Here is a 12,346-nt window from a genome sequence, read left to right on the forward strand (position 1 = left end):
GCAGCAGGCGTAATCGGCGCGCTCTCGCACGCGCTCAAGGAGTTGATATGGATACCTATATAAATCGTCGGACCGGCGCCCTGTGCGCCGCCGTGCTGCTTCTGATGAGTGCCGCGCAGGCAACGCCTATTGCGTATCCCGCGAAGGGGCAGAGCGCGCAGCAACAGCATTCAGACGAATCGGCGTGCTACTCGTGGGCGAAGAGCAACACGGGTATCGACCCGAAACAGGTTGCGTCGACGCCACCGCCGCCTTCGGGCCCGGCCGTGGGCGGCGGCGAGCGCGTCCAGGGCGCGGCGCGTGGCGCGGCAGGCGGCGCGGTGATCGGCGCGATCACGGGCGACGCGGGCAAGGGCGCGGCAGTGGGCGCGGCGGCCGGCACGATGGTCGGTGGCTCACGGGCGCGGCAGAACCGGCGTGCCCAGCAGGCGAACGCCCAGCAACAGCAGCAGGGCGCGATCGACACGTTCAACCGCGCCTTTGCCGCGTGCATGCAAGGGCGCGGCTACACGGTGCAGTAGCGCGTGCGGTGCGCGCTGTGGTTTCGGACGGCGTAAGACCAAGGTCCGATTTGTCCTGTACGCGGCGTCTGCGACTATGTAACTGAACGATGAGCAACGATGTGCGAGCAACGTCTCATTCTCGCGTGAGCTTTGATCCGCATGCGTGAGTGCCGTGTCCGGGCTGTAAAAACTCAATGGAGGACAACAATGAAGCGACGGATTTTTGTGCTTACGGCGGCGGCCGCGGCTGGGCTCGCTGTTGCGGGTTGCAGCACGACCACGAGCAGTGGGACGAGCGGCGCGACCGACGCGGCAAAACGCCAGGAGATCGATGCGGCCGTGGACGGCACGATGTCCCGGCTGTTCTCGACTGTCCCGGGCTCGCAGGAACTCGTTTCCAAGTCGCAAGGTGTGCTGGTCTTTCCTTCGGTCGGCAAGGCAGCGTTCATTATTGGCGGGTCATACGGCCAGGGTGCGTTGCGCGTAGGTGGATCGACAGCCGGGTACTACAGCACGGCGGCCGCTTCGTTCGGCTTGCAGGCAGGGGTTCAGTCCACGGCCGTGATCTTTCTCTTCATGACGCAGGACTCGCTCGACAAGTTCCGCAACTCGAAGGGCTGGTCGGTTGGCGGCGACGTTGCCGTTGCGCTCGTCAAGGTCGGTGCGAATGGGCAGATCGACACGAGAACCGCAACGGCGCCGGTCCAGGCGATCGTGATGACCAATACGGGCATCATGGCCGATGCGTCGGTCGCCGGCACCAAGGTGACGAAGCTCGATCTGTAACAGGAGATCGCGATGCCGTACCTCAAGTGGGTTGTTTCAGCAGTCATCGTCGCCGCGGCGCAGCTTGCCGCGGCCCAGGGCCAGACGACGGCCAACGTGACGCACGAGCCGGGCAAGGCCACCGTCACCGGCATGCACAAGGTGACGGCGACCATCACGAAGATCGACGCCGATACCCGCACCGTCACGCTCAAGCGTCACGACGGCAAGCTGGTCGAAGCCGAGCTGGGACCGGAAGTCAGAAACTTCGATCAACTAAAGGTCGGCGATGTCGTGACGATGACCTATAAGGAATCACTCACGCTGAGCCTGAAGAAGGGCGGCGACGGCGAGACCTCGGCACAGGAAACGCCGCAGGTCGCGCGCGCGGCTGCCGGCGAGAAGCCCGGCGGCATGATCGGGCGTGAGGTGAAGGTCACGGCGAACGTCGTGGCGGTCGACACTAAAACGCAAACAGTCACTTTGATGGGACCCGAAGGGGGGACGATGGACCTGCGGGTCGAGGATCCGCAAAAGCTTGCGAGCGTGCAGGTCGGCGATCAGGTCGAGGCAGTGTATACGGAAGCGTTCGCCGTATCCGTCAAGCCTGCACAACACAAGTAGTCGCGCATGGGACACCCGCTTGCGCTCAGGATGCCGGTCGGCGCGCACGGCGGCGCCGGTCTGGCTGTCCTCACCGGTAACCGGACGCTTGGTCAAATGAACAACGTGACACGATCCGTGGCCGTCGTCGACGACGAGGAGTCGGTCGGGCGAGCGATCCAGCGCCTGTTGAAGTCGGTCGGCATCGATTCCGACGTGTACACCAGCGGCGAGGCCTTTCTGGACGCGCTGGCGGCCGCGGCGCCTCACGCGCCGGCGTGCGTGGTCCTCGATATCCAGATGCCCGGCATCAACGGTATCGAGGTGCAGCGCCGGCTGGGCGGCACCGGCATCCAGTGCATCGTGATCACGGCGCACGACGATGCGCGCGTGCGCGAGCAGGCACAGGCAGCCGGCGCGGTTGCGTACCTGCGCAAGCCGTTCGACGACTCCGCGCTCATCGGCGCGGTCCATGCGGTGCTCGGCGTGCCGCCGCCGGGCTGACGCCCCGCATGCCGAATCGGTACAGCGACGATGAATCGACCACGCCATGACCGGATCCAGCAAGGCCCCGCCATGAAGCGCGCCGGGCTTCTTGTTTGCCACGACTGCGATCTCATGCAGCGCGGCGCGCCTTGCCCGCCCGGTGGCACGCTGCGCTGCCTGCGCTGCAACGCCGAACTGGAGCGGGATGTTCCGGAAAGCCTCGGGCGTGCGCTCGCGTTCGCGTTGGGCGCGCTCGTGCTGTTCGTCATTTCCAACCTGTATCCGATCGTCGGGCTCTCGGTGAACGGCAATCTCGTGCGCACCACGCTGTGGCATGCGGTCGAGATTCTCTACCTGGACGGCATGTGGCCCATCGCGGCGCTGGTGTTCGCCACGACGATCCTCATGCCGGGCATGCAGGTCGTGTGCCTGCTCTCCCTCCTCGTGCCGCTTGCGCTCAACCGCGCGCCCTGGCAGGCGCCGCTCCTGTTTCGCGCGATGTACACCGCGCGGCCCTGGGGCATGACCGAGGTGCTGATACTCGGCCTGCTGGTCGCGCTCGTGAAGCTGTCCCATATCGCGACGGTCGTGACGGGTGTTGCATTGTGGTCGTTTGGCGCGTTGATGCTGGTGCTCGCGGGCGCGAGCGCGGCATTCGACGCGAGGCAGTTCTGGTCGCGCGTGGCGCGCGCGACGCAGCCGGCCAACGCGGTCAAGGTGGCCGACGCGCCCAGCGCGACAACGAACTTCGCGCGTGGCCAGGAGGCCGAAGCACGAGGCGAACGCGCTGCAGGCCCGCTCACGGGCGCCGCCTGCGGCATCGCGCGCTGCCATGTGTGCGGGCTGCTTGCGCGCATGCCGGCAGCCGCGCATGCGGCGACGTGCCCGCGCTGCGGCAGCGCGCTGCATATGCGCAAGGTCGCGAGCCTCTCGCGCACGTGGGCGCTTCTGGTCGCGGCGATGGTGCTGTACGTGCCAGCGAACGTGCTGCCCGTCATGGACACGAGTTCGCTGTTCGGCACGCAGAAGGACACGATCATGAGCGGTGTGGTGTATCTGTGGGTGTCGGGTTCCTGGCCGCTCGCGCTGCTCGTGTTCATTGCCAGCATCGCCGTGCCCATGCTGAAGATTCTCGGGCTGTCGTATCTGACGTGGTCCACGCAACGCCGCTGGACATGGCTGCCTGAGCAACGCACGCGCATCTATCGGCTGATCGAGCTGGTCGGCCGCTGGTCGATGCTCGATATCTACGTGATCACGATGCTCGTCGCGCTGGTGCAGTTCAACGCGCTCGCCACGATCAGGGCAGGGCCCGCCGCGATCGCTTTCGGCGCCGTCGTGATCCTCACGATGTTCGCGTCGAACATGTTCGACCCTCGTCTCATCTGGGACGCGATGGAGCGCGAAAATGGCAGCGCCCGGTAACGACAATTCCTTGCCGGACCTGCCCGAGGCGAAGCCGGTGCGCGGCTCGCGCTGGCGCATGCAGATCGTCTGGCTCGTGCCGATCGTCGCGGTGCTCATTGGCGGCTGGCTCGCGGCCAAGGCGATCATCGAGGAAGGGCCGACCATCACGATCAGCTTCAAGACCGGCGACGGCCTCGAGGCCGGCAAAACAAAGATCAAGTACAAGGACGTCGATATCGGCGTGGTAAAGGCGGTCACGCTCTCGCCCGATCACAAGCGCGTGATCGCGACGGGCGAACTCGTGAAGGACGCGGCGAGCATGCTCGTCGACAACACGCGCTTCTGGGTCGTGCGTCCGCGCATTTCGGGCGGTACGGTTTCGGGCCTGAGCACGTTGCTCTCGGGCTCTTTTGTCGGCATGGACGAAGGCAACTCCAGCAAAGCGCGCCACGACTTCGTGGGGCTCGAAGTGCCGCCTGTGATCCCGAGCGACATTCCAGGGCGTGAATTCGTGCTGCACAGCGTGAACATGGGCTCGCTCGATGTCGGCTCGCCGGTGTTCTTCCGGCGTCTTCAGGTCGGGCAGATCGCTTCCTATGAAATGGACCCGAACGGCAAGGGCGTGACGCTGCACGTGTTCGTGAACGCGCCCTACGACAGGTTCGTGCGCAGCGATACGCGCTTCTGGCATGCGAGCGGTCTCGACGTCTCGCTCAGCCCGGACGGCGTGCAGATCAACACGCAGTCGGTGGTGTCGCTGCTCATCGGCGGCGTGGCGTTCGAAACGCCCGACGCCGACGCCGGCGGTGAACCGCCCGAGGCCGACGCCGACTCGAAGTTCGAGCTTTACGCCACGCACGCCGACTCGATGAAGGAGCATGACCGCATTGTCGACACCTACGTCGTGACCTTCTACGACTCGGTGCGCGGGCTGACCGTGGGCGCGCCCGTCGATTTCCGCGGCGTCGTGATCGGCGAGGTCACACGCATCTACACGCGCTTCGACCCAGTCAAGAAACAGTTCAGCATTCCTGTCGAAATCAATCTGTATCCGGAGCGCTTTACGTCGCGCTTCGAGAATGGCCAGCCGGCCGGGCGCCTCACTTCGCAGCCGCGCCAGCTTGCCGAGTTCCTGATAGCCAGCGGCTTCCGGTTCCAGCTGCGCTCGGGTAATCCGCTCACGGGGCAGCTCTACGTCGCCTTCGACGTTTTCCCGGACGCGCCGAAGGCGAAGATCGACTGGTCGAGAACGCCGCCCGAACTGCCGACGGTCCCGCGCACGCTGCAGTCGTTGCAGGATTCGCTCACGCGGCTGCTCGCGAAGCTCAACGGCATTCCGTTCGAGGCCATCGGTGCGAGTGCGCAGCGCACGCTGCAAAGCGCGAACGACGTGGTGGCGAAGCTAGGCACCGACGTCGTGCCGCAGGCGCACGACACGCTCTCGGCGGCAAAATCCACGCTCAACTCGGCCACCGACGCCTTGCAGCCCGATTCGCAGCTCCAGCAGAACACGAGCGACGCCATGCGTGAACTGGCCCGCACCGCCGCCTCCGTGCGCATGCTCACGGATTATCTCGAGCGCCATCCCGAGGCCGTGGTGCAGGGCAAACCAGGAGGCAAGCAGTGAACCGCCGCAACCTGATCGTGCCTACCGCTTTCGCCGCTGCGCTGGCGTGCCTCGCCGGCTGCTCCTCGCCGTCGCCCACGTTCTATGCGCTGCGCGCCGACGAAGCGAGCGCCGCGACGTCGAGCGCATCGCCTGCCGTGCCAACGGGCGCTGCCGCGCTCGATGTCGTCGTTGGTCCTGTGACCGTGCCCGACATGGTCGACCGGCCACAAATCGTCACGCGCAATCCGGACAACACGATCCAGATGAACGAGTTCGCGCGCTGGGCCACGCCGCTCAAACTGGACGTCGGGCGCGTCGTCGCCGCGGACCTTGCGCAGCGGCTCGGTACGGCGCACGTCTCGACATTCGATGGCGCGGCCACCCCGCCGGTCTGGCGCGTGCGCGTGGATATCACGCGCATTGACAGCGTGCTGGGAGATTCGGTGACGATCGATGCGCAATGGGTCGTGCGCCCGCCGGGTCACCAGGCGCTGACGCTCGGCCACACGGTGGCGCACGAGCAGGTGACGGGCCAGGACTACGGCGCGCTCGTCGACGCGCACGATCGCGCCCTCGCCACCATCAGCGCGGACATTGCCACCGCCATTCGCGCGGACCATCCAACCGTTGGCAGTGCGACGGATTGAGCGCGCCACGCGGGGTCTCATGAAGACGATGCGTTGTGCGTTGCTCGCGCTGACCACGGCGCTGGCGTTGGCGGGCCACGATGCGTCGGGCAGCGTGCCGCGCAACGAGGACACACCAGCGGGACTCTTCGCGGTGCTCGATTACGTCGTTGCGCCCGCTGAGCCGACGTCCGCGCAGAGTGCGGTGGCGTTGCGCGAGGCCGGCGTCGAGCAGGAGACGATCAAGGCGCGCATCGTCGAAGCCTGGTTCTACCGGCTGCGTGCGGACCCGGCCGTAGCGGTCGCCGTGCCCGGCGGCGTGGCGGGCCTCGAAGCGCGGCTGCGCGACGAGGCGGCGCGCGAGCGCCTGATCCGCGGCGGCATTGCGCGTCTGACGCCGCAGGATCGGTCGGCGTACTTCACGCTGCTCGCGAAATACATGGGCCGCGTGGCGCGCAGCAATTGCCAGGGCATGGCGAGCGTGCAGGACATTGCCGGGAGTATTTCGATCGGCAGCATGAGCGATGCCGACACGGCCGAGTATTTCACGTTGCTTTATCGCGTGGTGATCCGTTCCGTACTCGCCGCGCCGGTCACGCTGCTCACGCCCGTGGCGTACGAGCGGGCGCTGCAGCATCTTGACGATGCGGTCAACGCCGCCCTCGCTGGCGATCCGCAATCCGTGGCGCGGCTCGAGCGCGTCACGAACGGCGGGCCTGGCGCCACGATGGCCGACATCTGCTGGGCGAGCGCGGTGCTCATGCGCTCGACGGCGGCGATGAGCGGACCCGATCGCGACGCGCTACTGCTGTACATGCTGGGCGAAGACGCACCGGCGCGACCGTCTGCCCCCGAACCCGCGCACGCGCCTTGACACGCCGCGCCGCTGCGTCGGTGTTGCGCCGGTGTGACGTGTCACGGCGAAGCCTTCGACCAGCCCGGGCCCGGATCGAAGGACGTCATCGCTTCGGCTTTCGTCGCGCCGTCCGGGCCGAGGTCGCGCTCGTAGACCTGGCCGTCGTGGCTCACCATGAATGTCTTGATACCGGTGTCGCCGTACCGGACCGGCCACGCGACGACGCCAAAACCGCCGAACAGCTTGTTGTTGACCATGTAGTTATACGCGCCGCCCGGCGCGTGCGGACCCTGCGAGGTCAGCAGCTTGTAGTGGTAGCCGTAGTAACCGGCGTTTTCGGCGTTGCGTGCGCCGGCCTTGAGGAATGCGACGCCTAGCGGGCTCGGCGTGGCGTCGGGGCCGGTCGGCCAGTAGAGGCCGTCCTGCTTGCCCGGCGAACTCGCGAGCTTGCTGGCGTAGACCAGCATGTCGCTGCCGTCGTGATAGGTCTGCGCATATTCGCGTTGCGCGTCGTAGACCGCGAGCATCGTCTGCATCACGGCAAGCTCGTTGCGGCCAATGCGGCGCACGCGCATTTCCTCGACCCCGGCGTGCGTGTCGAAGTGCCATCCCTGGGCGGTCTTGACGAGCGGGACCGGAAAGGTCCAGCCGTCGTCGCCAACGGCGATCATCGCATGATTTGCATCGGTATCCTGAATGCTGTGCGAAGTCTGCCATTCACTCAGGAATTTGTCGCGGATCTCCGCACCGACCGGCGGGATGAGCTGGCGGAAATCGGCGCCAAAGAGCGTGCGCAGTTCCGCCTCGTTGTTACCGGCCACGGCGTCGCCGAACGCGGCCATCGCCGCGTCGGGCGTAGCGAAGGTGTTTTGCCCGGCAGCCGCGCAAGGCCGCGGCGCGAACGCGAGGAGTGCGATGGCGATCGCCGCTGCGAGCGCTGCCGATGCAGCCGGACGGAGAAACTCATGTCTGTTCATGGCCGTTCTCCCTAGCGTCTGCCGCCGCCACGACCGCCGCCACCGCCGCGCATACCGCCGCCGCCGCTCGGACGATTGAACCCTGAGGACTGCGTGCTGGAGCGCCCGCGGCTCGCGTCGCGCTGGGTGGCGCCGCCGCTGCCTACACCCTGGAAGGCGCCATCGCGGCCGCCTCCGCCACCGTAGCTCCCGCCACCGCCTCCGCCATACCCGCCGCCTGCCCCGGCGCTCGCGCGATTGCTCACGCCGGCATTGTTGCCCACGCTGCCGCGATTACCTGTGGCGCCGTTATTGCCGATGTTCCCACGATTGCCCCCGGCGCCGTTATCGCCGAGATTGCCGCGATTGCCGCCAGCACCATTGTTGCCGATGTTCCCGCGATTTCCACCTGCCCCATTGTCGGCGATGTTCGCGCGATTGCCGACACTTGCGTTATTGCCCGCGCCGCCGCGATTGCCGAGATTGCCCTGATTCCCGCGGTTTCCATTGCCCAAGCCCTGGCCGCCTGCACCGCCGCCGCGGTTGCCGGCGCGGTCGGCCACGCTGGCGCCGTTCTGGCCATTGCGGCCGCGATAGTCGCGGCGGCCGTCGGCGCCCCCTACGTTGTTGCCGAATTTCTCGCGCGTGGCATTGTCACGGTAGGCAACGCCCTGGCGGTGGCTCGAATCGTGCTGCCACTTGCCTCCCTGGACCTTCGTGCTGTCAAAGTTGCGATTGACGTTTCGCGCCTTGTCCACGTTGATGTTGACGTCGCCGCCGCCCCAGTTGCAGTTGCCGAAGATCGCGCCCGCGGCGGCGAGCCCGACGCCCCACGCGAAGCCCGTCATCAGCGCGCCGCCGGGATAGTAAGCGGGATACGGCGGCCAGGCGTACGGCGGGTAAGCCGGGTAGCTCCATGCGCCGTACACGACCGTGGGGTTGTACGCGGGCACGTAGATCACCTCGGGGTTGGCAGGCTCGATCTTCACGATGGTCTGGCTGGTCTGGCCGCCTTGCGCGGGCGGCTGTTCGACCACGACCTTCTGCTGCTCGTTGCTCTTCAGGTTGCCCGAGTCCTGTGCGCGCGCACGCAGGCGCTGCACCGCGGCGAGCACGTCCTTTTCCTGGGCGAGGAATGCGTCACCGAGCTTCTGGGTCCAGTCGAGCTTGTCGTTCATCGGCTCGAGCGCCTGCGGGAACGCGACGAGCGACTTCACGCTCGTGTCCCACGGCTGGTCCTGCACCGCCTTTACGGCTTCGTCGCCCTTCAGCTTCGGGTGTTCCTTGACCCAGCGGGCCGCGTGCACGATTTCGAGCGGGTAAGTCGATGCCATCAGGACCTGCGCCAGCACCGAATCGGGATAGAGCGCAATGGGCGCGACGAGCGCCTCAAGCTCCTCGGGTTTGTACGGGGCGGGCTGCGGCGCGTCTTGCGCGCGCACCGCCTGAGCGCCTGCCAGGAGCAACGCGAGCACGAGGAGGCAGACCGTGTACGTGCGTTGTTTGATCCATGAGGTCATGGCCGATCCTTCCATTCGTTTGCTCAACCGCGCTGCGGGACGGATAGCGACAACGTGACGGGGCGAGCGCGTGCGCGCGCATTCTTTTTCGAGTGTGGCGAGGCGGAGCGCCCCACGGGTATAGTCCGGTAAGCCGCTCTGTGCTGGCAATCGGACCAGAGTCCTATTGACACCGGAATGGCGCCGCAATGATGCTATTCACTCGTCGAGGCTGGCAGCGCCGATACCTGGAGATCCAGAATGAAAATGCGATTTGCTGCGCCGTGTGCGATGGCGCTCCTGCTTTGTGCGCCCGTTTTCATGTCTGAAGTATTTGCGCAAGCGGGAACGATGGGTACGAAGCAGATGCGGGACGTGCAGCGCAAAGCGGAGCATAAGGCCCGCTCGAACCAGTCCCAGCAACATAGCCAGAAAAATGCGACGCAGCATCATGCGGCGAGTGCAGCCGCGCCCGCTTCGGCGCCTTGATCGCCAACGGCACCGAACGAGCCGTCACGCACTGACAGTGTGACGGATCCTGCACGGCTCATCTAGCGCGTTTCCGGATCGAAATAATGGCTGCGGTTATTTCATAAAAAACATAATAGATAATTCGCGTGGCATAACGCTTTATCTCTATTCAAATTGAATAGAGATGATTGCGCGTTCCATTATCGAAATCAAAGAAGACGTTCGCAAATATTTTCGGCAAATAGTCAGTGTATATAGGCCGATGCAAGCGCATTCAAGGCCAGGAGCGCTTGAATGGCGATGTTGTGGAAAAAATTATCGAAAACAATTGCGCGCAAAACCAATCATCGGCAATTTCTTTCATATAATAAACGCGCGGTGAAAGTGTACAGCGACGCGGTTCCGCAATCATGATCCCATCTATTCTTTTCTTCAATGACTGACTCATTCTCCGCAACTGCCGGAGCGTTATTCGAAAATCAAGAGTAGGCGGCAGTCAGTATTGGGGCGCAACCTGCCCCACAAACGGCCGGAATTCTGGTGCTCGTCAATCCGCCCCGCTCAGGCGCTGAAGCGTTTGAAACGTTTCGCAGGCCGGAGCAGGGCAGCGTAGTCGGAGGACACCGTGATCAGGGCAGACATGGGGAACGAAAAACTAAAACTGAACAGGTCGAGAGCCGAGCACGCAGCGGCTAGCCTGCTGGCGTGGCTCGACAGGATCAAGCCACACAGTCTCCCGAACGGGCGGGCATTGGCCGCGCGCAACACCGGCCACGTATCGGCGCAGGCCACGCAAGCCATCGCGCAAAGCCTGCACAGCGTCCTCGAAGTCGTCCCCGCGGCGGCGCTGGTGATCGACGAGGCGGGCAGCGTCGCAGGGGCCAATGGCATTGCCACACACGTGCTCGGCTACGCCGTGGGCGAATTGATCGGCATGCGCATCGAAAACGTGCTCGTCGCCTGGCGAAGAGACGCGCGCCCCGTATCGTTCGCCGCGTTGAAGACCGAGCAAGGGCTGCCGCATAGCGTGACGCGCGTGGCCATCGCGCGCGCGAAGAACGGTGTCGATATCGACGTGCATGTGAGTGCTTCGGCGTCGCTCGCCGCCGGTCCCACGGCGCGCATGGTGGTCGTCATCGAACCGGAAAGTCACGACACGACGCTCGCGGAGTCCAGCAACGAACCACGCCGGCTGCGTCGGGAGCGGGCATCCGAAGTGGGCGACATGGCCGCCGCGCTCGCACACGAAGTCGACCAGCCGCTCACGGCCATTCTCAGCAACGCGCAGGCGGCGCAGCGGTTTCTCGCCCAGAGCCCGCCGGCCATGAGCGACCTGCGGGAACTGCTTGGCGAGGTCGTGTCCGATAGCACGCGTGCGCACGCGATCATCCGCAAGATGCGCCAGGCCGCGCGCTGCGAGCCGCCCGAGCTATGCCCGGTCGATGTCGGCAGCCTCGTGCGCGACGTGGCTCGCCTGCTGCGCCGCGAGACGGAAACCTGTGGCGCGGCAGTGGGCGCGAGCATCGAAGACGGCCTGCCGCAAGTGCGCGGCGATGCGGTTCAACTGCAGCAGGTGCTCGTCAATCTGCTGTTGAATGCGCTCGATGCGGTGCACGACTGCCGCGCGGAAGATCGCAGGGTGTGCATCGTCGTCACGGCGAGCGAGGATCGCGGCAAGGTGCGCCTCGCCATCCGCGATCACGGGCCGGGTGTCGATGCCGACCGGCTCGTCACGCTGTTCAAGCCGTTCATGACGTCCAAGCCGCAGGGGCTGGGCCTTGGCCTCTCCATCAGCCGCACCATCGTCATGGCGCACGGCGGCCAGCTATGGGCCGAGCGCAACGCCGATAGCGGCCTGACGTTCCATATCGAACTTCCCGCGGAGGGCGCGTGCGTGCAGACGACTACGCGTTTTTCACCATGAACTCGCCAGCTTCCATCGTGTTCGTCGTGGACGACGACGAGCACGTGCGCAACGCACTCTGCCGCTTGCTGCGATCCGGCGGCTACACGGTCGAGGCCTACGGCAGCGCCAGCGCCTTCCTGCACGGCGCGGATCTGACGAGCGCGCCGGCCTGCCTGCTGCTCGATCTCCAGTTGCCCGACCTGAGCGGCATTGAGTTGCAGCAGCGGCTCGAGGGCAGGGTGCCGATCGTCTTCGTTTCGGGGCACGGCGACATGAATACGGCGGTGCGGGCGATGAAGGCGGGCGCATCGGATTTCCTGACGAAGCCGATCGACGCGCAGGTGCTGTTCGAAGCTACGTCGCGCGCGCTCGAACGCGCGTGCCAGCTATACGAACAACGCGAGCAGCACGCGGAGATCCAGCGCCGGATGGAAAAGCTCACACCGCGCGAGCGCGAGGTCATGGCGCTCGTGGTGACGGGCCGGCCGAACAAGCTCGTGGCCGACGAGCTGGGCGCGGCGGAGAAAACCATCAAGATTCACCGGGCGCGCGTCATGGAGAAGATGAAAGCGAACTCGCTTGCCGATCTGGTGCGGCTCATGACCACGTTCGATGCCGACGTGCCGGAGCTGCATCCGCTTCCGCACACGGGCTGAGGG

The 12,346-nt window shown here is 65.7% G+C and carries 12 protein-coding genes; 10 read left to right on the forward strand and 2 right to left on the reverse strand.

Annotated elements, in window-relative coordinates:
* The first annotated feature begins 104 nt into the window (after positions 1–104).
* From A3CW_RS0137320 to A3CW_RS0137355, 8 genes are all read left to right on the forward strand, one after another.
* On the forward strand, positions 105–521 hold the full coding sequence (locus A3CW_RS0137320; protein WP_407669807.1) for a glycine zipper family protein: 417 nt from the start codon (positions 105–107) through the stop codon (positions 519–521).
* 189 nt (positions 522–710) lie between these two features.
* The gene (locus A3CW_RS0137325; protein ID WP_028208091.1) at positions 711–1,289 is read left to right on the forward strand and encodes a BPSL1445 family SYLF domain-containing lipoprotein; all 579 of its coding nucleotides are present in this window, start codon (positions 711–713) and stop codon (positions 1,287–1,289) included.
* 12 nt (positions 1,290–1,301) lie between these two features.
* Positions 1,302–1,892 (forward strand): DUF1344 domain-containing protein, encoded by a 591-nt coding sequence (locus tag A3CW_RS0137330; RefSeq protein WP_028208092.1) that lies wholly within the window; start codon positions 1,302–1,304, stop codon positions 1,890–1,892.
* Positions 1,893–1,988: 96 nt separating this feature from the next.
* Complete coding sequence (locus A3CW_RS0137335) at positions 1,989–2,375, forward strand: response regulator transcription factor (RefSeq protein WP_028208093.1); 387 nt, start codon at positions 1,989–1,991, stop codon at positions 2,373–2,375.
* Positions 2,376–2,447: 72 nt separating this feature from the next.
* A complete protein-coding gene (locus A3CW_RS0137340; protein ID WP_028208094.1) occupies positions 2,448–3,782 on the forward strand; it encodes a paraquat-inducible protein A in 1,335 nt (444 codons plus the stop codon).
* Positions 3,766–5,391, forward strand: a complete 1,626-nt coding sequence (locus A3CW_RS0137345) for a PqiB family protein (protein ID WP_028208095.1) — start codon at positions 3,766–3,768, stop codon at positions 5,389–5,391. Before A3CW_RS0137340 ends, A3CW_RS0137345 begins: the two co-directional genes overlap by 17 nt.
* Positions 5,388–6,020 (forward strand): PqiC family protein, encoded by a 633-nt coding sequence (locus A3CW_RS0137350; RefSeq protein ID WP_063750899.1) that lies wholly within the window; start codon positions 5,388–5,390, stop codon positions 6,018–6,020. The genes A3CW_RS0137345 and A3CW_RS0137350 overlap by 4 nt, the downstream gene beginning before the upstream one ends.
* Before the next feature lie 19 nt (positions 6,021–6,039).
* Entirely contained in the window at positions 6,040–6,873 is an 834-nt protein-coding gene (locus tag A3CW_RS0137355; RefSeq protein WP_028208097.1) for a hypothetical protein, read from the forward strand.
* A gap of 41 nt (positions 6,874–6,914) precedes the next feature.
* Here the strand turns inward: A3CW_RS0137355 and A3CW_RS0137360 are convergent, their stop codons facing one another.
* Positions 6,915–7,832, reverse strand: a complete 918-nt coding sequence (locus A3CW_RS0137360) for a DUF2950 domain-containing protein (protein WP_028208098.1) — start codon at positions 7,830–7,832, stop codon at positions 6,915–6,917.
* Between the two features lie 11 nt (positions 7,833–7,843).
* Entirely contained in the window at positions 7,844–9,331 is a 1,488-nt protein-coding gene (locus tag A3CW_RS0137365; RefSeq protein ID WP_028208099.1) for a DUF3300 domain-containing protein, read from the reverse strand.
* 1,075 nt (positions 9,332–10,406) lie between these two features.
* Between A3CW_RS0137365 and A3CW_RS48860 the strand changes: the two genes are divergently transcribed.
* Positions 10,407–11,705, forward strand: a complete 1,299-nt coding sequence (locus A3CW_RS48860) for a sensor histidine kinase (RefSeq protein ID WP_154678153.1) — start codon at positions 10,407–10,409, stop codon at positions 11,703–11,705.
* Complete coding sequence (locus tag A3CW_RS48865; protein ID WP_051481976.1) at positions 11,702–12,343, forward strand: response regulator transcription factor; 642 nt, start codon at positions 11,702–11,704, stop codon at positions 12,341–12,343. Before A3CW_RS48860 ends, A3CW_RS48865 begins: the two co-directional genes overlap by 4 nt.
* Positions 12,344–12,346 lie beyond the last annotated feature (3 nt).

The sequence above is a fragment of the Paraburkholderia nodosa DSM 21604 genome (assembly GCF_000519185.1).
GTDB classification, from domain to species: Bacteria; Pseudomonadota; Gammaproteobacteria; order Burkholderiales; family Burkholderiaceae; genus Paraburkholderia; species Paraburkholderia nodosa.